The organism is Streptomyces sp. NPDC101393 (assembly GCF_044767385.1).
Lineage (GTDB): Bacteria > Actinomycetota > Actinomycetes > Streptomycetales > Streptomycetaceae > Streptomyces.
In genome coordinates this window covers 650,757-676,553 of sequence record NZ_JBIWNU010000005.1, presented here as the reverse complement: position 1 = coordinate 676,553, position 25,797 = coordinate 650,757, and the positions used below count along the sequence as shown (strand labels likewise).

Sequence of the window (25,797 nt, the reverse complement as noted above, 5' to 3'; positions counted from 1 at the left end):
GGCCGTCTCGATTCGCCCTGCCGTGCGGTGCTCGGCGCGCGTGGGGGACCGGCTCCGCGGGTGCGGCTGAACGCACCCGGCCACCCCCCAGCACATCACATTACGCACTCACTTCGTCACCCTTCGTCGTGAATTTAGAGGCCCCCTGGCCCGAAACGCGAACTGGAGGGGAACATTCAGCCGGTGCGGCGGGGGCCAGGGGGTGACGCGGCGGGGGCGGTGCGGGCTCGGGTGGGGGGCATCGGTGCAGGCGACAGGCGTGCGCGGAGGGCGGCACCGGGTCCCTGCCCGCCCCGGTCGGATATGGCTCGCCGGGGACCCGCTCCGGTCCGGCGTCACACCAGCCGCACGGGCTTCTCCGGGCGGACGCCGAGCGCTGCCAGCCAGTCGCGGAGCGGTCCGGCGTCGCCGTCGTCGACCAGGCTGAGCACCGGACGTCCGAGATCGGAGCGGCGGGCGCCGTCCACCAGCAGGGCGGGCCCGTCCAGCCAGTCCAGGCCGGGGGCCGCGCCAGCGGTGTCGACGGCGGCACAGCAGACCATCGCCGTGACGTGGTCGGCGAGCAACTCACGGCCCGTGCGGGGCGGTTGCAGCGGGAACAGCGGGAGGCCGCCTTCGGCCGTGCCGTCGCCCCAGGCCGGGCCGGCCGCCGGATCCTGCGCCGGGGTGCCGAGGGCGGCCTGCCGGGCGGCATCCGCCCGCTCCTCCCGCTCGACCTCGGCGCCCAGCCGGGCGGCGACGAGGTCACCGGCCGACGCGTCGCGGCCCAGGTGGTCGATGACGCGGGCCAGGGTCGGGCCCTGGGACGCTGCCGGGCCGCTGCCGGGATGCGCGTCGGGGCTTCCGGGCCGGCCCTTCGCGAGGTGGTTCGGGGCCGGGCGGTCGTCGGCCGGGGGCCGGGCGCCGGTGCGGGCGTACGAGAGCGACGGGGCGGGGGCCGGTGCGGCCGGGGCGTCGGCGGCGGGGTCGGCGGGCGTGGGGGCGGCGTCGGACGGTTCGGTGGCCGGAAGGGCGTCGAGGACGCGGTGCAGGCGGGCGGCCTCCAGCCGCCACTTCCGGTCCACGACCTCTTCCGGATACTGATTCCAGCCGACGGGCGACCAGTCGGGTCCCGCTTCGGCCGGGCCGCCGTGGAACAGGCGGGCGGCCAGCAGCGAGGCGGCGCTGTCGATGGCGCCGGGCTCCTCCAGCAGATCGCACGCGGGACGCTCACCGAGGCGCGAGGTGAAGCCCTCGGCGAGGCGGTCGCGGCGGGAGAGTTCGGTGAGCGCCGAGACCACACCGGCGTCCAGCCGGGACGGCCAGCGGCCCATCCGCCAGGCGGGCAGCGCGACGCGGGTCAGCAGCCGGTCCCAGCCCGCGTACGCCAGGCCGACCTGCTCCTGGGCGACGACCCGCAGGCCGTAGTCGACGGTCAGGGCGCGCTCGGACGCGGCGTGGGCGACGCCGCGCTCCATGATCGTGGCGTGGTCGCGGCAGGCGCGCAGCAGCAGACGTGCCACCTTGCCGACGAAACCGAGTGCCAGGCCGCGCAGGCCACCGGCGCGGGCCGAGACCGCGACGGCGGCGTCCAGGCCGCGGATGAAACGGCGGGCGGCAGCTATGTCGGGGTGGGCGGACGGGCCGGTGCCGGCCACCACGGGGGCGAGCAGGGCACGCAGCTCGGCGACCCGCATCCACCACAGGAAGGGGGAGCCGATGACGAGGACCGGCGCCTCGGGGGCGCGGCGGCCCTCGCCGTCCGCGGGCCCGGGGCGGCTGCGCGGCGGGCCGTGGGCGCGGTGCGTACGGTCCTCCAGCCAGCTGTCGCAGTCCGGGGTGAGCGCTATCGCGGACGGCGCCGGGACGTCCAGGCGGTCGGCGAGATCGCGCACCAGGCGGTACAGATCGGGTGCCGATTTCTCGGAGATCGGCACGGAGGGGCTGAGCGCGGGCCGGGCGCGCGCGACGACGGCGCCGACCAGCGCCGCCAGGAGCAGCGCGACGACGGCGACACCGCTGACGGTCCAGCGGGCGATGCCCCAGCCGGAGCCCGCGTCGCCGATATGGCCGGTCGCGCCGCCGACGAACAGCACCACGGCCACGGCTGCGGGCAGCAGCGCCGCAGCCAGCGCCATGCCGCGGATCCGCAGCACGGCGAGGGCGCGGGCACGCGCCGCCAGGACGCCTGTTTCCGGACCTGTCACGAGCCTGTACACCCCCTGCTGTCCTGGTGGAGACGGACGGAGAGAACACGGGACTGAATGAATTCCACTGTCGCACCGGCCACTGACATCGCAATGCCGGTGAGCCACTTGCCGGACGTCATCGTGGCAACCGTGCCGATTTCCGGCACGGGCACCGCAGGACGCTTGCGCGGCACCCTAGTTGGGGGTGTCACTCCCGTCAGCCGGATAGCTGGTGCGGTCACTCGATGGAATGGCTTTGGGTAAAGCCGGGAACGGACCGCGGCCCTCCCGCCTATGCCGCACGCCCGCGTACGCCCGTCCCCCGCCTACGCCAGGCCCCGTATGCGCCACGGCCCCCGCACACGCCGCGGCCCCGCGTGCACGTCCGGGAAGACATGCGCACGGGGCCGGTGAGCTGCGGCGGGCGGCATCCCCGCCCGCGGTCGCGCCGCTCAGCCCGCGGCGTCGTCCGCGACCTTGGCGGCGATGTCCGTACGGTGCTGCGAGCCGTCCAGGGAGATCCGGCCGACGGCGCGGTAGGCACGCTGCCGGGCGGTGGTCAGGTCGGAGCCGGTGGCCGTGACGGACAGCACCCTGCCGCCCGCGCTGAGCACCGCGCCGGAGTCGTCCTGCTTGGTGCCGGCGTGCAGGACGTAGGCGTGCGGGTCGTCCTGCGCGGCGACCTCGGCGAGGCCCTCGATCGGGTCGCCGGTGCGCGGGGTGTCCGGGTAGTTGTGGGACGCGATGACGACGGTGACCGCCGCGCCGTCGCTCCAGCGGAGCGGCGGGAGGGCGGCGAGGGTGTTCGTGGCCGCGGCGTGCAGCAGACCGGCCAGCGGGGTCTTGAGGCGGGCGAGGACCACCTGGGTCTCCGGGTCGCCGAAGCGCGCGTTGAACTCGATCACGCGCACACCGCGCGAGGTGATCGCCAGGCCCGCGTAGAGCAGCCCGGAGAACGGGGTGCCGCGGCGGCGCAGCTCGTCGACGGTGGGCTGCAGGACGGTGTCCATGACCTCGTCGACCAGCTTCGGGTCGGCCCACGGCAGCGGGCTGTACGCGCCCATGCCGCCGGTGTTCGGGCCCTCGTCGCCGTCGTAGGCGCGCTTGAAGTCCTGCGCGGGCTGGAGCGGGACGACCGTCTCGCCGTCGGTGACGGCGAACAGCGAGACCTCGGGGCCGTCGAGGAACTCCTCGATGACCACGCGGTCGCAGGCCAGCGCGTGGGCGCGGGCTTCCTCGGCGTCCTCGGTGACGACGACGCCCTTGCCGGCCGCGAGACCGTCGTCCTTGACGACGTACGGCGCGCCGAAGGCGTCCAGCGCGGTGTCGATCTCGGCGGGGGTGGTGCAGACGTAGCTGCGGGCGGTGGGCACGGCCGCGGCGGCCATCACGTCCTTGGCGAATGCCTTGGAGCCCTCCAGCTGGGCGGCCTGGGCCGACGGTCCGAAGACCGGGATGCCGCGGTCGCGGACGGCGTCCGCGACGCCGGCCACCAGCGGGGCTTCGGGACCGACCACGACGAGGTCGGCCTCCAGGCCGGCCGCGAGGTCGGCGACGGCCGTGCCGTCGAGGGCGTCGACCCCATGCAATTCGGCCACCTCGGCGATACCGGCGTTGCCGGGAGCGCAGTGCAGCGCGGTGACGTCGGGGTCGAGGGACAGAGAGCGGCACAGGGCGTGTTCGCGGGCGCCGCCGCCGATGACGAGGACCTTCACGGAAGCAGCCTAGTCGTCCATGGCGGTGGTCCCGGCCACGGGCCCGGGGCGGGGGCGGAGCGGGCGGGCGGCCGGGACGGGTCCGGCGGCGGCGGGCGCCCGGCGCTCCCGGCCGGCCGCGCCTGTGAAGTGGGCCGGAAACCGACCGTTCCGGCCGCGGCAACTCTTTCGGGTGAGAGGCCCTGCGGCCTTATACCCGATCCGGCGCCTTTTCCGGGTGAGGATCACGCGATCTTGGGAACGAGCCCCACCGTTCGGCGGTAGGAAGGGGGCTGGCCGCGTACAACGGGCGTCTCGTACGCCCCGCACGCACCGCACGTATCCGTATAGAGGAGTGCACGGGTGAGTCAGCCGGAGATGCAGCCCGAGGGGCCCCCTCGCGGTGAGGGCGGGCAGGGCCGGATCCGGGGGCGGGAAGATCTCGCGGGGCGGCTGTTCCCGCTCGGCGACTGGGGTGAGCCGGCCGACCGCCTGGACGCCCTCTACGCATGGACCGAGGACGGCGCGCTGCGCGCGGCCGAGTGGTACCTGCGCGGCCGGATGGCGAAGCGCCGCACCGCCCGTGCGCTGCGGCTGGGCGCCGCCGCCGGGGTGTCCACGGGCGCGGCGCTGCCGCTGCTGGGCCTGGCCGGCGGCCGGCACGGGCTGGCGCCGTGGGGCTATCTGTCGCTGCTGCTGGCCGTCGTGTGCATCGGCTGCGACCGGTATTTCGGGATGACGGTGGGCTGGATGCGGGATCTCGCCACCGCCCAGGCGATTCACCGCCGGCTGGAGGCGCTGCAGTTCGACTGGGCGTCGGAGAGCGTGCGCGAGGTGCTCGGGCCGACGGAGGGCACCGCGAGCGAGGCGGCGGAGCGCTGTCTGGGGGTGCTGCGCCGGTTCAACGAGGACATCGGGGAGCTCGTACGGGCCGAAACGGCCGACTGGATGGCGGAGTTCAGGGCCGGGCCCGCACCGCAGGCCACCCGGACCATGGTGCCGTGGCCGGTGCCCCGCCCGGAGGGCGTGGGCCGGCCGGGGCAGCCGGGGCGGTTCACGATGCCGCCCGGCGCCCGGCCGAACATGCCGCGCCAGCGGCCGCCGGAGCCGCCGCGCTGAGACGGGACGGGAGGTGCGGGCGGGAGGCGGGGCGGGTGCGGGAGGCCCTGGCCGCCCGTCCCGCCCCTGCCCGTCAGCTGAAGACGATCATGGAGCCCTGGCCGAGGCTCCGGGTGGCGGCCGCGTGCAGGCCGAGCCAGACGTGCCGCTCCCTGGCGAACGGGCCGTCGTCCTGGGGGACGGCGCCCGCACGCTCCTCCAGGGAGGTGGGGCCGGCCGGCGGAGCGGGCGCGGCCGGCGGATTGGCCGGATCGATACCGAGGGACGGTGCGACGAGTTCGAGTTCGCGCAGCAGCCCGTGCGAGGAGCCGAGCGGGCCGCCGCCCTCCAGCAGTTCGTCGTTGGCGAGCGGGTGCGGGAAGTCGACCGGGACGTAGGCGCCCGCGTGGTCGTAGTGCCAGACCAGGTGGGACTGCTGCGCCGTCGACTCGAACATCTCCAACAACTGCTCGTAGTCACCGCCCAGTTCGTCCACCGGCGACACCTCCAGGCCGCACAGGCGCAGGAGGTAGGCGCGGCGCAGGAAGTGCAGCGCGTCGTAGTCGAAGCCGGCCACCGGCGCCACGTCACCGGAGAGGCCCGGCATGTAGCTGAAGACCGGGACCGCCGGCAGACCCGCGTCCGTCAGGGCCTTGTCGTAGGTGGCGATCTCTTCGGAGAAGGGGTTGTCGGGGCTGTGGCACAGCACATCGACGAGGGGTACCAGCCACAGGTCACATGCCACGAGTGAGGGCTCGCTTCCGGTCGGGGACGGGGATACCGGCGCACGTTCGGTACGGATACGAGTACGGCCCATTACGGCCGACGGTCGGGACAGCGTAGTGCCAGCCGGGCTTTCCCAGTAGTACTGCGCCGCGTCCGCAGCCAGCGGCCAGAGCGCGCTACGGCTCCCCCACCAGGGTCAGGGAGTGTGCGTTGTACTCCGCCACCAGCCGCTGTGCCTCGGCCAGATCGTGCCGGATGACCGCCTCGACCAACTCCCCGTGGCCGTGCCACAGATGGCCCTTGAGGTCGTCCACCCGGCGCAGCAGCGGCACCGCGAACATCCACGTCTGCACCCGCACCCGGTCCAGGAAATCGCTGATGTACGGGTTGCCGACGATGCTGCCCAGCTCACGCCAGAACCGCAGGTCGTAGCCGATGAGGACGTCCAGGTCGCCGGCCCGCGCGGCGCGTTCGGCCTCATCCGCGCGGCGCCGGATGGAGATCAGCACCTCGGTGGGGGTCCGGCTCAGCGCCTGCTCCGCGCGGCTGCGGAAGATGCCCTCGATGATCAGGGTGCGGGCCTCGACCATGGCGCGGAAGTCGTCGGCGGTGAAGGCGTGCACCTTGAAGCCGCGGTGCTGTTCGACGTCGAGCAGGCCCTGGGCGCACAGGTCGAGCAGCGCCTCGCGCACCGGGGTCGCGGAGACGCCGTACTGCTCGGCGATCTCCTTGACGGTGAAGGGGTGGCCGGAGGGCAGCCGCCCGGCCAGCACCTCGTCGCGCAGCGCGTCGGCGATCTGCTGGCGCAAGGTGCTGCGCCGTATGACTGAGCTGTCTCCGCCGACGGCCATCGTGTACGTCCCCTCGACGTTCATGACCGCAGGTGGGAGCGGCCCCCGCCCACGATAGGCGAGGGCCGCGGCGGTGACCCGCCGTGCGCTGCGGAGATCCGCGTCAGACCGTGTGTGCGTCGGCCGTGGTCAGCGCCTCGTCGAGGGCGGCGAGGCCCTCCTTGGCCTCCGCCTCGGTGACGGTGCAGGCCGGCACCACATGCGTGCGGTTCATGTTCACGAAGGGCCACAGGCCGCCGCGCTTGCAGGCCGCGGCGAATTCGGCCATCGGGGCGTTGTCGGCACCGGAGGCGTTGTACGGCACCAGCGGCTCGCGGGTCTCCTTGTTGCGGACCAGGTCGAGGGCCCAGAAGACGCCCATGCCGCGGACCTCGCCGACGGAGGGGTGCCGCTCGGCGATCTCGCGGAGGGCCGGGCCGATGACCCGCTCGCCGATCTCGTCGGCGTTCTCCACGATCCGCTCCTCAGCCATGGCGTTGAGGGTCGCGACGGCGGAGGCGCAGGCCAGCGGGTGCCCGGAGTAGGTCAGGCCGCCGGGGAAGGGGCGGGTCTCGAAGGTGGCGGCGATCTCGGCGCTGATCGCGACACCGCCCAGCGGGACGTAGCCGGAGTTGACGCCCTTGGCGAAGGTCAGCAGGTCAGGGGTGACGTCGAAGTGGTCGGCGGCGAACCAGCGGCCGGTGCGGCCGAAGCCCGCCATCACCTCGTCGAGGATGAAGACGATGCCGAAGCGGTCGCAGATCTCGCGGACGCCGGCGAGGTAGCCGGGCGGCGGGACCATGATCCCGGCGGTGCCGGGGACGGTCTCCAGGATGATCGCGGCGATCGACTGCGGGCCCTCGAAGGTGATGGTCGCTTCCAGATGGGCCAGGGCGCGCTCGCACTCCTGCGCCTCGCTCGTGGCGTGGAAGGGCGAGCGGTAGAGGAACGGGCCCCAGAAGTGCACGACACCGGCCGAGGCGGTGTCGGAGGGCCAGCGCCGCGGGTCGCCGGTGAGGTTGATCGCGGCGGCGGTGGCGCCGTGGTACGAGCGGTACGCGGACAGCACCTTGGCGCGGCCGGTGTGCAGCCGGGCCATCCGGACGGCGTTCTCGACGGCCTCCGCGCCGCCGTTGGTGAAGAAGATCTTGTCGAGGTCACCGGGGGTGCGCTCGGCGATCAGCCGCGCGGCCTCGGAGCGTACGTCCACGGCGAATCCGGGCGCGATGGTGCAGAGCTTCGCGGCCTGCTCCTGGATGGCGGCGACGACCTTGGGGTGCTGGTGGCCGATGTTGGTGTTGACCAGCTGCGAGGAGAAGTCGAGGTAGCGGTTGCCGTCGTAGTCCCAGAAGTAGGAACCCTCGGCGCCCGCGACGGCGAGCGGGTCGATCAGACCCTGCGCGGACCAGGAATGGAAGACATGCGCGCGGTCGTCGGCCTTCACTGCCGCGCCCGCGGCGGGGTCGGCGGCGGGCACGGCGGAGGCGGGATGCGTCGTGGTCACGGTCAGTACCTCGGATCGGGTCGCTCGAGTCCGCCGGGAGACAGGGACGGCGAACGCCTCCAGCCTAGGGATCACGGTGTGCTGACCGGTACCGACACTGTGTATGGCACTCACCACGCGCACGGACAGAATGTCTACGGGGCTGTAGGAAGCTCCAGGTGGCGGGGCGGCTCAGGGGGCGTCGCGGGCCGGCTGCCCCCCTGCCCCCCCCCGCCCCGCACCCCGTCAGTCCTCCGCCCCGTCCTCGTCCGCCGTACCCCTCGCCTCGGGGCGGCCGTGGGGGCAGGTCACCGCGTAGGGGCGGTCCTCGCCGTCGTCGTCCGGCTCGAATTCCAGGGTGGCGGTGCGGGCCGGGCCGCGGCGGACGTCGTCGTCCACGTGGTGGCCGGCGGCGGGGCTCCAGGCGGTGAGGTAGACGCGGCCGCCGGGCCGGCACTGGGCGGTGACGCTGCCCCCGGTGACCCGCAGGGTGGTGGTGGCCCCGGTGGAGGTCGAGGGGGGAGTCGAGGGGGAAGTCGTAGGTGACGCGGTGGGCGCGGGTGGCGTGGCCGGGGCCGGGGTGGTGTCCGGTCGGGCGGCGGCGCGGGCCGCGGCGAGCTTTTGGCGGACGCCCGCGTCGTCCAGCGGGGCGGCCCGCGGGGTGCGGTCGCCGGGGTCGGTGTGCGCCAGCGACCAGGCGCCCAGGCCGCCCGCGCCGGCCAGCACGCAGACCCAGGCCGCGGTCGTCGCCACACTGCGCCACGCCATTCCGGCCGCCTTCCGTCCGGGTGCCAGGGGGCCGGTGGGCTCCGGCCCGTCCCCAGCCTCGCGCACCGGTCCCTAACGCCCGGTTAAGGCGGGCACAAAGCCTGCGGCGGCCCGTACGCGACGCTCCGCCCGGTCTCCCCGGTGGCGGCTCCGCTGGCTACGGTGACTGCATGCCCCATCTACTTGTCGTCGAGGACGATCCGCAGCTGCGTGGTGCGCTGGTGCGCGCGCTGCGCGACCGCGGGCACGCCGTGGCCACCGCGGCGACCGGCATGTCCGGACTCGACACCGCCGTCACCGACCGCCCCGATCTCGTCGTCCTGGATCTGGGGCTGCCGGACGTGGACGGCGCCCAGGTCCTGCGGATGCTGCGCGCCGTCAGCGATGTCCCGGTGATCGTCGCGACCGCGCGGGACGACGAGCCGGACATGGTCGCGGTCCTCGGGGACGGCGCCGACGACTACATCGTCAAGCCGTTCGGGGCGGCCCAGTTGGACGCGCGGATCAAGGCGGTGCTGCGCCGGCTGGGCGCGGACGAGCCGGAGCCGGCGGTCCGGGTCGGGGAGCTGGTGCTGGACGGGGCGGCCCGCGAGGTGGCGCTGGCGGGCGCCCCGCTGGACCTCACGCCCCGGGAGTTCGACCTGCTGGCGTATCTCGCCCGGCGTGCCGGGCAGGTGATATCGCGGCGCGAGCTGCTGGCCGAGGTCTGGCAGCAGCCGCTGGGTGGCGCCGACAAGACGGTGGACGTCCATCTGTCGTGGCTGCGCAGGAAGTTGGGGGAGACGGCGCAGCGGCCGCGCTATCTCCACACGGTCCGCACGGTGGGGGTGAAGCTGGCCGCGCCGGACGACGGGCCGGTGGACACGGCGGGCGCTGGGGTGGACGGGGCGGGCGCGCACCCCGCCGGGCCGCGGGAGTAGGGGTGCGGCGCAGCATTCTCCGACTCACCGCGGCGACCACCGCGCTGGTGCTCGCGGCGCTGCTCGTGCCGCTGTCGCTGCTGGCCCGCAGCCATGCGGCGGACCGGGCGACGGCCGACGCCACCGCGCGGGCCCATTCGCTGGCCACCGGCCTCGGCCAGGCCCTCGCGGCCCCGTCCGGCCGGCGTGCCGCGGCCACCGTCGTCCATTCGGCCAACGGCCCCGGTCTGCCCCGTACTTCGGTGATCCTCGCCGACGGCGCGGTCCTCGGGCCCCCGGCGAAGGTCACCGACGCGGTGCGGCTGGCGCGCTACGGGCGGGCGTTCACCAACGAGCCCGAGCGGGGCGGGCGGACGGTGCTGGTGCCCGTGCAGGGCGTCGCGGGCGGGACCGCCGTCGTCCATGTCCAACTCACCGACGAGCAGTTGTACGCGGGCACGCTCGCCTCGTCGCTCGCCTTCGCGGGCATCGGCGTCGGGCTGATGCTGCTCGGCCTGCTGTTCGCCGACCGCCTCGGCTCCCGCCTCGTCGGCTCCGCCCGCCGGCTGGCCGCGGTCGCCGACCGGCTGGCCGGCGGCGATCTGACGGCCCGCGCCGAGCCCTCCGGGCCGCCCGAGCTGCGTCTCGTGGCGGGCCAGCTCAACCACCTCGCCGAGCGCATCGACGGCTTCCTGACCGCCGAGCGCGAGAACGCCGCCGACCTCGCGCACCGGCTGCGCACCCCGGTCGCCGCGCTGCGGCTGGACGCGGAGGGGCTGCGCGACGCGGCGGAGGCGGAGCGGATCGCGGCGGGGGTGGCGGCGCTGGAGCGCGGTGTGGACGAGGTGATCCGTACGGCGCGGCGGCCGCTGCGGGACGACGCGGACGGGCCGGTGCGCAGCGATCTGGCCGCCGTGGCCCGCGAACGGGCCGATTTCTGGCTGCCGTTGGCGGAGGACCAGGGCCGCACCCTGGCCTTCACCGCTCCCCCGGGCGGCGGCCCGGTGTGGGTACGGGCCGAGGGCGCCGATCTGGCCGCCGCCGTCGACGCGCTGATCGGCAACGTCTTCGACCACACCGCGGAGGGTGCGGGGATGCGGGTGGCGGTCACCGGGGGCGGCGAGGGGGGCGCCTGGCCGGGTGGCCTGCTGGTCGTCGAGGACGACGGGCCGGGCTTCCCCGACGGCCGGGTCGCCGAGCGGGGGCACAGCGGCGGCGGCTCCACGGGCCTGGGCCTGGACATCGTGCGCCGCGCCGCCCTGGAGTCGGGCGGCGCGGTGGAGTTCGGTGCGGCACCCGGGGGCGGCGCCCGCATCACGGCGTCCTTCGGGGGCGCGGCGGACGGCTCCGATGCGTGAGGGCGGTGTCGGGCGTCAGGCGGCGGGCGCGACGGCCGCCGGGAAGGCCGTGCGCACCGCCCGGCGCCAGTGGTTGGCATTCAGGTCGGGCCGCAGGGCCGCCATCGCCCCGCAGTACTTGGTGAATTCGGCGGCGCGCAGGCCGTAGCCGTGCAGCAGCCGGTCGGCCTCGGTGAGATGGCCGGTGGTCTTGGTCTCGACGAGGACCAGCCCGCCGTCGGCGCGTACGGTCCGGCCGGTCTCCTCGTCCCGGCAGAGCAGGGCCGCGTCGCAGGTGACGCGCTGGCCGTCGGCGACGAAGGTGGCCCGCTGGTAGTCGGTCACGAGCGACCGGCCCAGCTCGGTGGGGGCCTCGATGCCGTACGTGCGGTGCAGCACGGAGGCGAGGAAGTCGCGCGGGGCGGCGCCGAGGGCGGCGTCGCCGGGCAGCAGGGGCTGCCGGTGCTTGACGGTTTCGCCGCGCCGCCCCTTGAGCTTGATCTCGAACTGCCGCTCCCCGGTGTCCTCGTAGAGCCGTTCGCGGATCTTGTAGCGCAGCCGGCGGCCCTGCCGGTGGTCGTGGAAGGACCGCAGGTCGGGGGTGTCGTAGTAGACGGAGTGGTAGCGGAACCAGCGGCGGCCGTTGATGCACAGTGCGGCGAACGGGCCGCCCGGCCGCCCGGGGTCGGTGAGTTCGGCCGCGAAGGCGGCGAAGGCGGCGACCGGCACGAGGTAGCTGTTGTCGAAGCGGGCGAGCAGTTCGGCGCGGGCCTGGACCTCGGCGAGCGGGACGGGGCGCGCCGCCATGGCGGCGCGGGCGATGGCTCGGACGGCGGGAATCACACGGTCTCCTTGGCGGGCGTGAGGGGACGGGCGATCGTGCGGGACCCGGGAGCGGGTGTCCCGGTGGCTTCGTCGTTCCTGTCGTTCTCGTCGTCTTCGGTGGTACGACTCGCTGCCGCGGAAAGTTCCGGCACCCGGAAACGGACATCCACCACCATCAAGTCCCGGACAAAATCCACCTCCTGGACCGTCCACCGGAGCGGTTCACCGAGCCGGTGCGCCAGATCGGCCCGGAGCGCTTCCTGATCGGTGTGCACGACGTCCAGGGTGACCACGGCACGCCGGGTGCCGGACAACAGCCGCGGGTGGTCGGCGACATGGATGACCAGCAGCAACAGCACGGCCAGCGAGCCGACCACGGCGAGCGGGAGGTGCGGCAGCGCGCACAGCAGCCCCAGCACCAGCGTCGTGAAGTAGTAGGCGACCTCCTGGTGCTGGATGGAGTCCGAGCGCAGCCGGATGATCGACAGCACCCCGAAAAGTCCGAAACCGAGCGCCATCCCGCCGCTTTCGCCGACCCGCGACAGGGCGGCGACCACGGAGAACAGCGCGACGTTCAGGGCGAGATAGGCCGGCACCAGATCCCGCCGCCGGTGGCGCGGGTAGTACACCGCGAACGTCAGCACACACACGGCGGCCAGGTCTGTCGCCAGCCGCGCCGCCAGCTGCCCGTAGGTCTCCAAGGCGTCCACCACACTTTCCAGGAAATTCGTCACGGCACCGCTCTCCGGTACGTGCAGAACGCTAGGAAGCCGCGGGTTAAGCGCGCCCCCGGCCGCGGGTTAAGGAACCCGGCGCCACCCGAGCCCTCCCCCTATTGACAGCATGCTGCCAATTAGACAGAATGCTGTCATTGGGTGATGCCATCCCTCCGCGACTCACCACCGAGGAGCACGAGCGCCATGAACCCCCGCACGGTGCACATCGCCGCTTACGACACCCTCGCGGACTGGGAGTGCGGCCACGCCACCAGCACCCTCCGCGACGGCAGCTACCTCCGCCCCGCCCTGACCGCCTACGACCTGGTCACCGTCGCGCCGGACGCCGACCGCCCGGTGACCTCCATGGGCGGGCTGCGGATCCTCCCCGACCTCGCGGTCGACGCACTGCGCCCCGAGGACAGCGCGCTGCTGATCCTCCCCGGCGCCCAACTGTGGGACGCGGGTGAGGAGTTGACTCCCTTCGCCCGAAAGGCCCGGGAGTTCCTGGACGCGGGAGTGCCGGTCGCCGCGATCTGCGGCGGGACCGCCGGCCTCGCCAGAGAGGGACTGCTGGACGACCGCGCGCACACCAGCGGCGCCGCCGAGTACCTCGCCGCGCAGCCCGGCTATCAGGGCGCCGGCCACTACCGCGAGACCGACGCGGTCCGCGACCGCGGCCTGATCACCGCCGGGCCGACCGAGCCGGTGGCGTTCGCCCGCGAGATCTTCGCCGAACTGGACGTGATGGAACCGCGGGTCCTCGACGCCTGGTACCGGCTGTTCGCCCGCTCCGACGCGTCCGCGTACCCGGAGCTGATGGCCGCGAGCGGCGCCCGCGCGCAGGGCGGCGGCGGGCAGGGCGGCGGCGGGCAGTGAGCGAGCCCCGGACGCAGGGGGCGGCCGCGCCCGCACGCCCCGAACTCCTCAGCCGCAGCGCTCTCGCGGTCTTCCGTCTCAACGGCCAGTTCCTGTCCGTGGCGGACGGGCTGGCCGGGCCCGCCGGGCTGACCGCCGCCTGGTGGCAGGTGCTGGGGGCCGTACTGCCCGAGCCGCTGCCGGTCGCCGGCGTCGCCCGCGCGATGGGCATCACCCGCCAGAGCGTGCAGCGGATCGCCGACCTCCTGGTGGAGCGCGGGCTGGCGGCGTACCACCCCAATCCCGCGCACCGGCGGGCCAAGCTTCTCGCCCCCACCGACGCGGGCCGCGCCGCCGTCCGCCGGATCTCCCCCGGCCACGCGGAGTTCGCCGCCCGGCTGGCCGAACAGCTCGGCGGCGAGGGCGACTTCCGGCGGGTGATGACGGCGCTTGAGGATCTCTCGGGGGCGCTGGAGGCACTGTCCCGGGAAGCGGCCGAACCGCCGGGGTGAGGTGTCCGTGTGCGTCGTTATCCTCGGAGCGGAGAGTTGTGACGGGAAGCCGTGACGAAACCGCCCTCGCGCGCATGCGGCGGCGGTCGCCCCGCGGATTCGCGCCTGCGCCTGCTCTCCCGCAGAGCGGTTTCGGGGGAGAGGACAGCGGATCGTGGAGCAGTCGGGACGTGCGCAGCAGGGGCAGGCGGGACGCCGCGCGGCGCTGACGCCGCTCGGGGCCGGGGATCCGACGCGGATCGGTGACTACCGCCTGATCGGGCGGCTCGGCGAGGGCGGGATGGGTCAAGTGTTCCTGGCCCGTTCGGACCGCGGCCGTACGGTCGCCGTGAAGCTGGTGCGCGGTGAGCTGGCCGGCCAGGAGGAGTTCCGGGCGCGCTTCCGGCAGGAGGTGCGGGCCGCGCTGCGGGTCGGCGGCGAGTGGACCGCGCCGGTGCTGGACGCGGACACCGAGGCCGAGACCCCCTGGGTCGCCACGGGCTATATCGCGGGCCCGTCCCTCCAGCAGGTCGTCACCGGCAGGGGTGGCAGCACACCGCTGCCGGAGCGGACCGTATGGATCCTGGCGGCGGGGCTGGCCCGCGCGCTCCAGTCGGTGCACGCCGCGGGCATCATCCACCGCGACCTCAAGCCGTCCAACGTCCTGATCACCATCGACGGCCCCCGGGTCATCGACTTCGGTATCGCGCGTGCCCTGGAGGCGGTGACCGGCAGCGGTCTGACGCGTACCGGCGCCGCGGTCGGTTCGCCGGGCTTCATGGCGCCCGAGCAGGTACGCGGCGATGCGCTCACCCAGGCCTGCGACGTCTTCTGCCTCGGCTCGGTCCTGACGTACGCGGCCACCGGGCAGCAGCCGTTCGGGACGATGGGCAGCGGGGTGCACGCGGTCATGTACCGCATCGCCCAGGAGGAGCCCGACCTGTCGGGGGTTCCCGAAGCGCTGCGCGAGCTGATCGCCGGATGCCTGGCCAAGGATCCTGGCGACCGCCCCACCCCGGCGCAACTGGTGGCGATGGCCGAGGCGCACGCCGGAGGCGGCACCCCGGAGGCGGAGGACGAGCCCTGGCTGCCGGGGGCGTTGATCGCCCGGCTCGGCCGGCATGCCGTGGAGCTCCTGGAGGCGGAGAACCCCAAGGGCGCCTCGGACGGGGCCGGTTCGCGGCTGGCGCCGCCCGAGGCGGCCCCGCCCGCCGCGGACCCGGGGGCACCCGCCCCCCAGGCGCCCGCTCCCGGGGTGCACTCCCTGCCCACCACCGCCTCGCCCGTGCCGCCGCGCTCCACCCCACCGCCCCCTGCCGCCCCGTACCGGCCCGCGCCCACGGCCGCGCCCGCGCCCCACGGCCCGTACGCGTACGCCACCCCCGGCCATCCGACCCCGCCGGCCCCGCCGGCTTCCCTGAGGGCCGTGCCCGCACCGCGCCGGCGCGGCGGCGGTCTGGCCCTGATGTTCGTGGTCGCCGTCGTGCTCGCCGGGGCCGGGGCCGCCACCGCGTACGTCCTGCTCAACGGCGAGGGCGGCGGCGCGCGGAACGCCGGGGCGAAGAGCGGCGGGACCACCGGGGGCGGCAAGTCGGGCCAGGGGTCGGCCGAGCCCGCCGGAAACGGCGGCATTCCCACCGAGTACCTCGGCACCTGGTCGACGACGATCGGGGACGGCGCCGCCAACACCCGGCGCCTGACCCTCACTCAGGGCGATCCGGGCGCCACGGTGCTGACGATGACGGCCGACGGCCCGGCGTACCACTGCGAGTTCACGGCCACCCTCAAGGACGCGGGCCCGCCGGTCCGCCTCGGCCGTTCCGTGGTGACCTCGGGCCCCGCCGAGAGCTGCCGCCCCGGCGCCACGAGCACCCTGCAGATGGTGGACGGCAAGCTGCGCCGCACCCTCGACGACGGCAAGGCGCCGCTGACGTACGACAGGTCGGGGTGAGCGGAAGCCACGGTTCCGGGCCGCCGATCGTTCTCCCGTCGTGACGCTCCGGCAGCCGCGGCGCGATCGGCGGCGGCCTACGCTCAACGGGGGACACAGGGCCGACGCCCGGGGAACGCCCGGCCAACTGGCGGAGAATGACCCGGCACGGCACCACAGGCACCACACGACCTGGACGACACGGGGGAGGGCGCTCGGATGGAGGGCCTGCGCGGGCTGACGGCCGACGATCCGCACTGGATCGGGGACTACCGGCTGCTCAGCCGTCTCGGCAGCGGCGGCATGGGCCGCGTCTACCTCGCCCGTTCCGAGGGCGGCAGAACCGTCGCCGTGAAGCTGGTGCGCAACGATCTGGCGGCCGAGGAGGAGTTCCGGGACCGTTTCCGCGCCGAGGTGGCGGCCGCACGCCGGGTCGGCGGCCACTGGACGGCGCCGGTGCTGGACGCCGACACCGAGGCCGACGTCCCCTGGGTCGCCACCGGCTACATCGCGGGGCCCACCCTGAGCCAGGTCGTCGGCAGCGCGGCCGAGGCCTACGGCCGGCCCGGCACCTACGGCCCGCTCCCGGAGTACTCGCTGCGCCGCCTCGCCTACGGCCTGGCCTGCGCGCTGCTCGACATCCACGGCGTCGGCCTCGTCCACCGCGACCTCAAACCGTCCAACGTCCTGCTGACCATCGACGGCCCCCGGGTCATCGACTTCGGCATCGCCCGTGCGCTGGACGCGGTCGGCGAACAGACCCAGACCCGCTACGGCACGGTCGTCGGCTCGCCCAGCTTCATGTCGCCCGAGCAGGTCCAGGGCCACCGCGTCGGCCCGGCCAGCGATGTCTTCTGCGTCGGCTCGGTGCTGGCGTACGCGGCGACCGGGCGGATGCCGTTCGGCAGTGTGGCCTCCGGGGTGCACGCGGTGATGTTCCGGATCGCCCAGGACGCGCCCGATATCGCCGAGGCCCCCGAAGGCATGCGCGAACTCCTCGCGGAGTGCCTGTCCAAGGACCCGGAGGCCCGGCCCTCCCCGGAGGAACTCACCTCCCGGCTCGGTCCGGTGACCGGCGGCGGGTCGGCGTCCCCCTGGCTGCCGGCCGAGCTGATCGCGAGCCTGGGCCGGCACGCCGTACGCCTCCTGGACACGGACACCCCGCCGGGCGGCCACCCGCCCACGTCACGCCGGGGGCCCGACGGCAGCACCGGCGAGACGGACACGGCCCTCCTGTCGGGGCAGGAGGCGGCCGCCCTGGAAGCGTCCGTCCCGCCCCCCGTCGCGCCGGCGCGCCGCCGCTGGCTCCCGTTCCTCGCCGTGGCCGTCGCGGCCGCCGCCGCGACCGCCGTCGTCGTCCCCCTGCTGGCGGGCGCCGATGACGGCGAGAGCGCCTCCGACATCACCGCCCGGTACGTCGGCACCTGGTCGGGCCAGGTCCTCCGGGACGGCACTCCCACCGGCGGGCAGCGCCGCTTCGTGATCTCGCGCGGCAAGGTCGGCGAGGTCGTCGCGAACAGCACCAGCCTGGGCCTGACCTACGAGTGCCGCAGCGACGCCAAGCTGGTCGCGGTGAAAGCGGACGACGGCCGTCCGGCACTGCGGCTGGACACCAAGGTCGTGCGGTCCATCCCCAGGGACCGCTGCTCGGCACTCGGCGAGCACACCCTCGAACCGGGCGCCGCCGACACCCTGAAGTGGGCCGCGGCCGGCCGCACCGCCGTCCTGCACCGCGCCGGCAAGGCCGCCGAGACCATCCCCGCCGCCTACCTCGGCAGCTGGCAGCGCCCCAACCCCGACGGCTACGGCACCCAGCGGATCACCATCAAGCGGGCCCCGGTGGGCAGCACGGCCCTCACCACGGTCGTCGAGGGCCGCGGCGGCCGCTGCACCGCACACGCCGACCTCTACTCCGCCGAGGGCAAGCTGACCGTCGGCCCCTCGGTCGTCGACACCCCGGCCCCCGGCTGCCGCCCCAGCAGCACCTCCGTCTTCCGCCTCAACGGGGACGGCAGCCTGCGCCGCGAGTTCCTCGGCGCCGAGAAGGAGCCACGGACGTACACGCGGGGGGAGTAGGCGCGCGGCCCCCGGCCGCCTAGGGCCACCGCACCCGCGAGGCGGTGGTGCGTACGTCCCGCCGGCAGTCCGGTGTGGCGTGCGGCTCCGTGCCCACCGGTTCGCCGTCGAGTGCGAAGCAGAGCTGCGCGTGCAGCAACTCCGTCTCCGACGGGGAGAGTTGAAGAGTGATGTCGCCGTCGAACCGCCCCTCCTGCCGCAGCCAGAGGTGGATCGCGTAACGGCCGTCCGCATCACGCTGTACGGGCTTGCCGGGGACCCGGCTGATCCGCAGTCCGCCCGGAACGGGCTGCCGCTCGGCGTCCTTCACGCCGCCACCCCCATGACCGGCGCCCCGACCGTATGCCCGTGAATGACCCACGGGCCGACGTCGATCCCGTCCAGCGCCAGGGCGAGAGCGGTGCGCCGCTCCTGCTGCTCGTAAGCGAGGAGGTAGGGGCGAACGAGGGGACCGGCGTCGTCGAACGGCTCGGCCATACGGGGCGACGCGGGCCGGGGACGCGGCCGGGCGCACGCGTCCGCGACGCACGGGCCTCCGGCCGCAACTCCCCTGCGCCGACGCCCCGTTGCGGGGGCGAGCAGCGCGAGGGCCAGAGCCAGTGTTCGGACTAAAGCGCACCGGATACGGTGGGTCATGCTGACGCTCCTGGTAGGCGTTGGCCATGCCCCGGGGTGCTCCAACACCGCCGGGGCTTTTCCTTCTCCGGGCAACCGGTGAGCCACCGCGGAGAGTTGGAACCGTAGCGCCAACACGCGTGCGATCTCAACGTTTGTAACTACCAAGAGTGAAAATGGCATATGCCTGGACGGGCAGAGCAAAAAGCCCCTCACCGAGAGGGTGAGGGGTTTGCGACGGCGGAGGCCTACACGAGGTCGTCGAACTCGCCGGACTTCGCGCCGGCCAGGAACGCTCTGAGCTTTTCCGGCGTGGTCCTGACGACCACATCGGGGTCGTCGCTCTCGCGCATGAGGATGCCGCCTCCGTGCGAGGCGAGTTCGAGGCAGTTATCGGTCTGCTCCGAGAACGAGGACTTGCGCCACTGGATGTCCACTTGCATCACGCTCCATGTCCCTTTGCTATGCCACGAATGAGATCCTGCGACTGGCCCGGCCCCAGAGAGCGCTGCTCCATGCGATCCAGCACTGCGCGGTAGTTCGCGAGTTGGGTCTCGGCATGCAGGAACGTCGGCCCGGTCGGGACGTCGACCTGAACCATGTCGAGCTGAGGAACTGGCCCGCACGCGTAGTGAGTTGAGCTTCCCGCACTGGGGAACGCACCTGACGAGAACGGCACGACACGAATCGTCACACGCTCCCGCTCGGACTGCTCCAGTAGGTGGTCCAGCTGCTTCTTGACAACCTTCCTGCCACCGAACTGCATGTGCAGCGCTGCTTCGTGGATGAGGAAGGTGCACTCCGGCGGCTGCGGCAGATCGAGCACACCGCTCCGCCTCATCCGAAACGCGACTCTGCGGTCAAGGTCTTCGGGCACCAGAGACGGCACAGCCTCGTCGAGGACCGCGCGCGTGTAGTCCTCGCACTGCAGAAGCCCCGGCAAGTGCGTGATCTGCACACCTCGTAGCGCGACCGCGTGATGCTCCATCTCCGCGAGGTCCATAGCCGTGGCACCGGCGTCCCGGTACTCATCCCACCAGTAGCGGATCGCCGCACGCCGTTCCCTCGCCATCTCGGCGAGCGCATCGACGTACTCACGGTCCGTACACGAGTAGTTGGCCGCCCAGACGCGCACGCGATCCGCACTGACTCCGAAACGAGCGGACTCCGTGTTGCTGATCGTGGTCTTGTCCGTGCGGTGTATCACCGCAGCCTCTGTCAGCGACAGCCCCACATGCTCACGCATCTTGCGCAGCTCCGCGCCCAACCGGCGCTGCCGCTCGGTCGGGGGCTTCCGTGCAGGCATCCGCTCCCCTTCTCCGTCACTCCACACGTCCGCCTGCAATTGTGCCGTGGACGGCGGCCACTACCGCCGTCCACGGCACCACATCACGCCGCCGACGCGGCTACGAGAGGAACGAGTTGATCTCGATCGTCTCGTCGCGGCCGGGGCCGACGCCGATCGCGGAGATCGGGGCGCCGGACATCTCCTCCAGCGCCTTGACGTACGCCTGCGCGTTCTTCGGCAGGTCGGAGAAGGACTTCGCCTTGGTGATGTCCTCGGACCAGCCCGGCAGCATCTCGTAGACCGGCTTCGCGTGGTGGAAGTCGGACTGGCTGTAGGGCAGCTCCTCGACGCGCTTGCCGTCGATCTCGTACGCCACGCAGACCGGGATCTGCTCCCAGCCGGTGAGCACGTCGAGCTTGGTGAGGAAGAAGTCCGTCAGGCCGTTGACGCGGGTCGCGTACCGTGCGATGACGGCATCGAACCAGCCACAGCGACGGTCACGGCCGGTGGTGACACCGCGCTCGCCGCCGATGGAGCGCAGCGCCTCGCCGTCCTTGTCGAACAGCTCGGTCGGGAACGGACCGGCGCCGACCCGCGTCGTATAGGCCTTGAGGATGCCGATGACGCGACTGATCTTCGTCGGCCCGACGCCGGCACCCGTGCAGGCGCCGCCCGCGGTCGGGTTCGAGGACGTGACGAAGGGATACGTACCGTGGTCGACGTCGAGCAGCGTGCCCTGGCCGCCCTCGAAGAGCACGACCTTGCCGTCGTCGATGGCGTCGTTCAGCAGCAGCGTGGTGTCGGCGACGAAGCCCTTGAGCTGGTCGGCGTAGCTGAGCATCTCCTCGACAACCTGCTCCGCGACGATCGCGCGGTGGTTGTAGAGCTTGGCCAGCACCTGGTTCTTGAAGTCGAGTGCGGCCTCGACCTTCTGGTGCAGGATCGACTCGTCGAAGAGGTCCTGGACGCGGATACCGGTGCGGTTGATCTTGTCGGCGTAGGTCGGGCCGATACCGCGACCGGTGGTGCCGATCTTCCGCGTGCCGAGGAACCGTTCCGTCACCTTGTCGACGGTGATGTTGTACGGCGTGATCAGATGCGCGTTACCACTGATCAGCAGCTTGGACGTGTCGACTCCGCGCTCGTTGAGTCCGCTCAGCTCGGAGAGCAGGACCGCAGGGTCGACGACGACGCCGTTGCCGATGACCGGGGTACACCCCGGCGAGAGGATTCCGGAAGGGAGAAGATGCAGCGCGTACTTCTGGTCGCCGACGACGACCGTGTGGCCGGCGTTGTTGCCGCCCTGGTAGCGCACCACATAGTCAACGGACCCACCGAGCAGGTCGGTGGCCTTTCCCTTGCCTTCATCACCCCACTGAGCACCGAGCAGCACAAGTGCGGGCACAGGCGTACACCCCTTCCGGGCGGGGCATGTCCCACGTGCGTGGATGGCGTCAGCGTGTGTGTTCACGCGGACGTCACCACTACAGCCGTCGGACCGGTGCCCCGGAATAGACGAAGCCCCTGGCGCAATAGCGCAAGGGGCTCTTGCACCGAGATGCTACCTGAGGAAGGACCGAGGTGTCGGCGCAGCCTTCTGGGCACTCTCCCGCAGACTCCGTTCGGGGGTATCCCCTGCTCGTGGTCATCGACCCGCTCGCCCGCAGCACGGACGGCGAATCCGTGCGCATCGCGAAAGATGTCCTGTGCGCCGCCGTGGGGGCGAAAATCTGCCTCCCGGACGGCCCCGAGGAATTCGGCCGGGCGCTTGCCAAACGCGGCCACCGCCGGCCCGTGGTGATCGGCGACGACCGTGCGCTGCTGCGGGTCGTGGGCCTGCTGCACAAGGAACGGGAGCTGGGGCGGGCCCCGGTGTCGATGGTGCCGGTCGGTGCCCCCGCCGCCGTCGCACTGAGCCGGGCGCTCGGCGTCCCGACGGACACGGTGGCCGCGGCGCGCGCCGTCCTGGACGGCGACGAGCAGCCGATGGACCTGCTGACGGACGACAGCGACGGCATCGTGCTGGGCGGGCTGCGGATCCCCTGCGGCGGCGACACGACCGGGTCCGGATACCCGCAGGGGCCGCCGCCGGGCGGCGGGGCGGACCGGCGGTCCGTGCCTGCCGGGAGTCCGGGCGAGGGCGGCGCCGCGGCGGACGGGGACGCGCACCGGCACTGGTGGGAGCCGGCCGCGCGGACCGCGCGTACGGCGCTGTCGCTGCTGGCCACGCCGGCGGGCGGGCTGGGCGGGCGGCGCGGACAGCCGCCGGTCCAGCGACTGCGGATCGAGGCGGACGGGATCGTGCTGGCCGATCTGGACCGGCCGGTGCGGCGGGTGTCGGTGGTGCCGGCCGGGCAGACGGAGGCGGCGAGGGCCGCGTGCGCGGCAGGCGACGCCCTGCCCTCCGGCGCCGAGGGACTGGCCGAGGTCATCGTGCACTGGCCCGGCTCGGAGCGGCCCGTACGGGCGCGGGCGCGGGCCGTGACGGTCTCCGGGCCGGACTTCCACTACCGGGCGGACGCGGTGGTCGGCGGCCCGGTCAGGACGCGCACCTGGACGGTGCAGCCGGGCGCCTGGTGGCTGACGCTGCCGCGGAGGTGATGCTGCCGCGGAGGTGAGGCTGCCGGGGAGGTGACGCGCGCGATCAGCGCGTGGCGGGACCCTGCAGCACGCCCTCGCTGCGCAGCTCGTCGCGGTGCTCGCGCCAGCGTTCCAGCAGGCCGCCCAGTTCTCCTTGCAGGAAGGCGAAGAAGGCGAGGGTCTCGGACATCCGGGCGGCCGCAGGAGAGCCCTCACCGAGGCTTTCGACGCCCTCGCGCAGGGTCGCCTCCCAGCGGTTGAGAACGCTGTTCCTGCTGGCCAGGGCCTCGTACCACTGATCGGTGTGCACGCGGTAGCGGTCGCGCCGGGAGCCCGGCTCGCGCTCCCGGCTGACCATGTCGACCTGGGAGAGATAGCGGATCGCCCCGGAGACGGCGGCGGGGCTGACCTGGAGGCGCTCGCCGAGCTCGGCGGAGGTCAGCACGCCGGTGTCGGAGGCCAGCAGACAGGCGAAGACACGGGCGGACATCCGCTGCATGCCGGCGTCGACCATTTGCGAGGCGAAGCGTTCGACGAACGTGGCGATCGCCTCGCCGTCGCGCGTTTCGTCCCGCTTGTCCGTGCCCGCGTCCTTGCCCTGCTGTCCTTGCGCGCTCATATCCGCATCATCTCCCCTGATCAGAACCACTCGGTCAAGTTTATACGCTTTCTTAACTTCACAAATTTGTGAAGTCAGCGTATCTTCGAAATCATGACGACGGCAATCACTCCCGCTCCCGCGATCGCGGTGTCCGGCCTCCACAAGTCCTTCGGCCGGACCCATGCGCTGGACGGCCTCGACCTCCGGGTCGAAGCCGGAGAGGTCCACGGCTTCCTCGGGCCCAACGGCGCCGGGAAGTCCACCACGATCCGGGTCCTGCTGGGCCTGCTGCGCGCCGACAGCGGCGCCACCCGGCTCCTGGGCAAGGACCCCTGGAGCGACGCGGTCACCCTCCACCGCCGCGTCGCCTACGTCCCCGGGGACGTCACCCTGTGGCGCAACCTCTCCGGCGGCGAGGTCATCGACCTCTACGGCCGGCTGCGCGGAGGGCTGGACACCGCCCGGCGGGCCGACCTCCTGGAGCGGTTCGAACTCGACCCCACCAAAAAGGGGCGCACGTACTCCAAGGGCAACCGCCAGAAGGTCGCCCTGGTGGCCGCCTTCGCCTCCGATGTCGAGCTGCTGATTCTCGACGAGCCGACCTCCGGACTCGACCCGCTGATGGAGGAGGTCTTCCAGACCTGCGTCGCCGAGGAGCGCGACCGCGGCCGTACGGTCCTGCTCTCCAGCCACGTCCTGTCCGAGGTCGAGGCGCTCTGCGACCGCGTCAGCATCATCCGCAAGGGGCAGACCGTCGAGTCCGGCTCGCTCGGCGAGCTGCGGCACCTCACCCGCACCTCCGTCATCGCCGAACTCGCCGGCCCGCCCAACGGCCTGGCCCGCCTCCCCGGCGTCCATGACGTGGACATCCAGGGCCTGCGCGTCAAGCTCCAGGTCGAGACCGACAAGCTCGACGCCGTGCTGCGCTCGCTCAGCGAATCCGGGGTCCGCAGCCTCACCAGCACCCCGCCCACCCTGGAGGAGCTCTTCCTCCGCCACTACCAGGACGACGTCCGCACCGAAGAGGCGATCGCGCGATGACCGCCGTGGCCGCAGCCCCCCTCGCCGCCGCCGGCGGCTCCCGCCATCTGGCGGGCACCGGCGCCCTGTTGCGCCTCGCCCTGCGCCGCGACCGGCTGATGATCCCGGCCTGGGTGCTGGTCCTCGGCCTGACCGTGGCCGGTATGGGCTCGTCCTTCGAGACCCTCTACGACACCCCCGCCGAACGCGGCGCACTGGCCGCCTCGATGAACGCCAACGCCTCGCTGCGCGCCCTGTACGGCCCGGTGTTCGGCGACTCCATCGGGGGCCTGATCGCCTGGCGGATGGCCGGCTTCGGCGCCGTCCTCGCCGCCGTGATGAGCCTGCTGATCGTCGTCCGGCACACCCGCGAGGAAGAGGAGACCGGCCGTCAGGAGCTCCTCTCGGCCGCCATGGTCGGCCGCCGCGCCCCGCTCACCGCGGCGCTGCTGACCGCCCTGATCGCCAATGCCGCGCTCGCCCTGGTGATGGCCGGCGGACTCATCAAGTCCGGTCGGCCGGCGGCCGGTTCACTCGCGCTGGGCGTCGCCGTCGGCGCCGCCGGTGTGCTCTTCGCCGGCCTGGCCGCCATCGCCGCCCAGCTCACCGAAAGCGCGCGGCTCGCCAAGGGGCTGACGGGCGCCGTGCTCGGCCTCGCCTTCGCCCTGCGCGCCGCGGGCGACGCCGCCACCTCCGACGCGACCTCGCCGCTGACCTGGATCTCGCCCATCGGCTGGGCCGAGAACCTCCGCCCGTACGCCGGGGAGCGCTGGTGGATCACCCTGCTCTTCCTGGGGGCGGCGGCGCTCACCGTCTCCGCGGCCTACGTCCTCACCGCCCGCCGCGACCTCGGAATGAGCTTCCTGCCGGCCCGGCCGGGACCGGCCCGCGCGCCCCGCTCGCTCAACGGCCCCTTCGGCCTGGCCTGGCGCCTCCAGCGCACCACCCTGCTGGGCTGGACGATCGGCTACCTCTGCGCCGGCGGGATCTTCGGCGGGATCGCCCAGGGCGCCTCGGACATGGTCGGGGACAACGCCCGAACCCGCGAGATCTTCGAGCGGATGGGCGGCCAACAGGGCCTGACCGACGCCTTCCTGGCCACGATGGTCGGCATGCTCGGCATGATCGCGGCGCTCTTCGCCGCGGGCTCGGTGCTCCGCCTGCGCTCCGAGGAGACCGACGACCGCGCCGAGCCGGTGCTGGCCGGGGCCGTCGGCCGCGTCCGCTGGGCCGTCAGCCATCTGGTCGCCGCCTATCTCGGCAGCGCCGTCATCCTGACCGCCGGCGGCCTGGCCCTGGGCGTCAGCTACGGCCTCACCACCGACGACATCGCCGGCGGCATCGGCCCGGTCCTGGGCGCCGCCCTCGCCCAACTCCCCGCCGTATGGGCCCTGACCGGCCTGGCGGTGCTCGTGTTCGGCCTGCTCCCGAAGGCGACGGCCGCAGTCTGGGGCCTCATCGGCGGCGTGCTCGCCATCGGCTGGCTGGGCCCGGTCCTGAAGTTCCCGCAGTGGGCCATGGACCTCTCGCCCTACAGCCACCTGCCCAAGCTCCCCGGCGCCGAGGTGACCGCGGCCCCGTTCGTCTGGCTGCTCGTCCTGGCAGCGGTGTTCCTGGCCGCGGGCCTCGCGGGCCTGCGCCGCCGCGACATCGGCTGACGCCACGGGCGGGCCCGGCCGTGGCCCGCCCCCGCACCCGTGCGCCGCCGGAGCTGTAGCGGACTCCGGCGGCGCACTCATCTCTCGCCCACCTTTGTCCACACCCTGTGGACAAAGGTGGGCGCCTTCCCTCTCA

The 25,797-nt window shown here is 73.6% G+C and carries 24 protein-coding genes; 10 read left to right on the top strand and 14 right to left on the bottom strand.

The window, feature by feature from the left end:
• Positions 1-335: 335 nt before the first annotated feature.
• The gene (locus ACIRQ7_RS19625) at positions 336-2,117 is read right to left on the bottom strand and encodes a hypothetical protein (protein ID WP_404263933.1); all 1,782 of its coding nucleotides are present in this window, start codon (positions 2,115-2,117) and stop codon (positions 336-338) included.
• Positions 2,118-2,620: 503 nt separating this feature from the next.
• Positions 2,621-3,883: a phosphoribosylamine--glycine ligase gene (purD, locus tag ACIRQ7_RS19620; RefSeq protein ID WP_404263839.1), complete on the bottom strand. Its 1,263-nt coding sequence runs from the start codon at positions 3,881-3,883 to the stop codon at positions 2,621-2,623.
• A 342-nt stretch (positions 3,884-4,225) separates the two neighbouring features.
• Between purD and ACIRQ7_RS19615 the strand changes: the two genes are divergently transcribed.
• A complete protein-coding gene (locus ACIRQ7_RS19615) occupies positions 4,226-4,981 on the top strand; it encodes an SLATT domain-containing protein (RefSeq protein ID WP_404263837.1) in 756 nt (251 codons plus the stop codon).
• Positions 4,982-5,054: 73 nt separating this feature from the next.
• Here ACIRQ7_RS19615 and ACIRQ7_RS19610 read toward each other — a convergent pair whose 3' ends face one another.
• The 4 genes from ACIRQ7_RS19610 to ACIRQ7_RS19595 form a co-directional block, all read right to left on the bottom strand.
• Positions 5,055-5,705: a hypothetical protein gene (locus ACIRQ7_RS19610; RefSeq protein WP_401463922.1), complete on the bottom strand. Its 651-nt coding sequence runs from the start codon at positions 5,703-5,705 to the stop codon at positions 5,055-5,057.
• A 157-nt stretch (positions 5,706-5,862) separates the two neighbouring features.
• Positions 5,863-6,537, bottom strand: coding sequence for a GntR family transcriptional regulator (locus ACIRQ7_RS19605; protein ID WP_404263931.1), 675 nt, complete (start codon positions 6,535-6,537; stop codon positions 5,863-5,865).
• 103 nt (positions 6,538-6,640) lie between these two features.
• The gene (locus tag ACIRQ7_RS19600) at positions 6,641-8,020 is read right to left on the bottom strand and encodes an aspartate aminotransferase family protein (RefSeq protein ID WP_401463924.1); all 1,380 of its coding nucleotides are present in this window, start codon (positions 8,018-8,020) and stop codon (positions 6,641-6,643) included.
• A gap of 225 nt (positions 8,021-8,245) precedes the next feature.
• The gene (locus ACIRQ7_RS19595) at positions 8,246-8,767 is read right to left on the bottom strand and encodes a hypothetical protein (protein WP_404263834.1); all 522 of its coding nucleotides are present in this window, start codon (positions 8,765-8,767) and stop codon (positions 8,246-8,248) included.
• 170 nt (positions 8,768-8,937) lie between these two features.
• Here ACIRQ7_RS19595 and ACIRQ7_RS19590 point away from each other — a divergent pair, with 170 nt between their 5' ends.
• Positions 8,938-9,687 (top strand): response regulator transcription factor, encoded by a 750-nt coding sequence (locus tag ACIRQ7_RS19590; RefSeq protein ID WP_404263833.1) that lies wholly within the window; start codon positions 8,938-8,940, stop codon positions 9,685-9,687.
• A 2-nt stretch (positions 9,688-9,689) separates the two neighbouring features.
• Positions 9,690-11,024: a sensor histidine kinase gene (locus ACIRQ7_RS19585; RefSeq protein ID WP_404263831.1), complete on the top strand. Its 1,335-nt coding sequence runs from the start codon at positions 9,690-9,692 to the stop codon at positions 11,022-11,024.
• 15 nt (positions 11,025-11,039) lie between these two features.
• On the opposite strand, the gene ACIRQ7_RS19580 is transcribed toward ACIRQ7_RS19585, so the two are convergent.
• Together ACIRQ7_RS19580 and ACIRQ7_RS19575 are read right to left on the bottom strand one after the other, a co-directional pair.
• Positions 11,040-11,846, bottom strand: coding sequence for a polyphosphate polymerase domain-containing protein (locus ACIRQ7_RS19580; protein WP_401463932.1), 807 nt, complete (start codon positions 11,844-11,846; stop codon positions 11,040-11,042).
• Complete coding sequence (locus ACIRQ7_RS19575; RefSeq protein WP_404263829.1) at positions 11,843-12,562, bottom strand: DUF4956 domain-containing protein; 720 nt, start codon at positions 12,560-12,562, stop codon at positions 11,843-11,845. The genes ACIRQ7_RS19580 and ACIRQ7_RS19575 overlap by 4 nt, the downstream gene beginning before the upstream one ends.
• A 186-nt stretch (positions 12,563-12,748) precedes the next feature.
• Between ACIRQ7_RS19575 and ACIRQ7_RS19570 the strand changes: the two genes are divergently transcribed.
• The 4 genes from ACIRQ7_RS19570 (at position 12,749) to ACIRQ7_RS19555 (ending at position 17,899) form a co-directional block, all read left to right on the top strand.
• On the top strand, positions 12,749-13,423 hold the full coding sequence (locus ACIRQ7_RS19570) for a DJ-1/PfpI family protein (protein WP_404263828.1): 675 nt from the start codon (positions 12,749-12,751) through the stop codon (positions 13,421-13,423).
• Positions 13,420-13,914 (top strand): MarR family winged helix-turn-helix transcriptional regulator, encoded by a 495-nt coding sequence (locus ACIRQ7_RS19565; RefSeq protein WP_404263826.1) that lies wholly within the window; start codon positions 13,420-13,422, stop codon positions 13,912-13,914. The genes ACIRQ7_RS19570 and ACIRQ7_RS19565 overlap by 4 nt, the downstream gene beginning before the upstream one ends.
• 154 nt (positions 13,915-14,068) lie before the next feature.
• Positions 14,069-15,844, top strand: a complete 1,776-nt coding sequence (locus tag ACIRQ7_RS19560) for a serine/threonine-protein kinase (protein WP_404263824.1) — start codon at positions 14,069-14,071, stop codon at positions 15,842-15,844.
• Between the two features lie 198 nt (positions 15,845-16,042).
• Positions 16,043-17,899: a serine/threonine-protein kinase gene (locus ACIRQ7_RS19555; RefSeq protein WP_404263823.1), complete on the top strand. Its 1,857-nt coding sequence runs from the start codon at positions 16,043-16,045 to the stop codon at positions 17,897-17,899.
• A gap of 19 nt (positions 17,900-17,918) precedes the next feature.
• On the opposite strand, the gene ACIRQ7_RS19550 is transcribed toward ACIRQ7_RS19555, so the two are convergent.
• The 5 genes from ACIRQ7_RS19550 to ACIRQ7_RS19530 all read right to left on the bottom strand — a co-directional run bounded on the left by ACIRQ7_RS19550 (position 17,919) and on the right by ACIRQ7_RS19530 (position 21,207).
• The gene (locus ACIRQ7_RS19550; protein ID WP_401463944.1) at positions 17,919-18,209 is read right to left on the bottom strand and encodes a hypothetical protein; all 291 of its coding nucleotides are present in this window, start codon (positions 18,207-18,209) and stop codon (positions 17,919-17,921) included.
• Positions 18,206-18,376 carry a hypothetical protein gene (locus tag ACIRQ7_RS19545; protein WP_401463946.1) on the bottom strand — a complete coding sequence of 57 codons (171 nt, stop codon included), beginning with the start codon at positions 18,374-18,376 and terminating at the stop codon, positions 18,206-18,208. Before ACIRQ7_RS19545 ends, ACIRQ7_RS19550 begins: the two co-directional genes overlap by 4 nt.
• A 386-nt stretch (positions 18,377-18,762) precedes the next feature.
• Positions 18,763-18,957 carry a DUF397 domain-containing protein gene (locus ACIRQ7_RS19540; protein ID WP_401463948.1) on the bottom strand — a complete coding sequence of 65 codons (195 nt, stop codon included), beginning with the start codon at positions 18,955-18,957 and terminating at the stop codon, positions 18,763-18,765.
• Entirely contained in the window at positions 18,957-19,820 is an 864-nt protein-coding gene (locus tag ACIRQ7_RS19535; RefSeq protein ID WP_404263820.1) for a Scr1 family TA system antitoxin-like transcriptional regulator, read from the bottom strand. Before ACIRQ7_RS19535 ends, ACIRQ7_RS19540 begins: the two co-directional genes overlap by 1 nt.
• Before the next feature lie 100 nt (positions 19,821-19,920).
• Complete coding sequence (locus ACIRQ7_RS19530; RefSeq protein ID WP_401463952.1) at positions 19,921-21,207, bottom strand: adenylosuccinate synthase; 1,287 nt, start codon at positions 21,205-21,207, stop codon at positions 19,921-19,923.
• A 236-nt stretch (positions 21,208-21,443) separates the two neighbouring features.
• On the opposite strand from ACIRQ7_RS19530, the gene ACIRQ7_RS19525 reads away from it, so the two are divergent.
• Positions 21,444-22,403, top strand: coding sequence for a hypothetical protein (locus ACIRQ7_RS19525; protein WP_404263818.1), 960 nt, complete (start codon positions 21,444-21,446; stop codon positions 22,401-22,403).
• A gap of 43 nt (positions 22,404-22,446) precedes the next feature.
• Here the strand turns inward: ACIRQ7_RS19525 and ACIRQ7_RS19520 are convergent, their stop codons facing one another.
• Positions 22,447-23,001 (bottom strand): GbsR/MarR family transcriptional regulator, encoded by a 555-nt coding sequence (locus ACIRQ7_RS19520; protein ID WP_404263817.1) that lies wholly within the window; start codon positions 22,999-23,001, stop codon positions 22,447-22,449.
• Positions 23,002-23,094: 93 nt separating this feature from the next.
• On the opposite strand from ACIRQ7_RS19520, the gene ACIRQ7_RS19515 reads away from it, so the two are divergent.
• Both ACIRQ7_RS19515 and ACIRQ7_RS19510 read left to right on the top strand, forming a co-directional pair.
• Positions 23,095-24,024 carry an ATP-binding cassette domain-containing protein gene (locus tag ACIRQ7_RS19515; protein ID WP_404263816.1) on the top strand — a complete coding sequence of 310 codons (930 nt, stop codon included), beginning with the start codon at positions 23,095-23,097 and terminating at the stop codon, positions 24,022-24,024.
• On the top strand, positions 24,021-25,661 hold the full coding sequence (locus ACIRQ7_RS19510) for an ABC transporter permease (protein ID WP_404263815.1): 1,641 nt from the start codon (positions 24,021-24,023) through the stop codon (positions 25,659-25,661). Before ACIRQ7_RS19515 ends, ACIRQ7_RS19510 begins: the two co-directional genes overlap by 4 nt.
• Positions 25,662-25,797 lie beyond the last annotated feature (136 nt).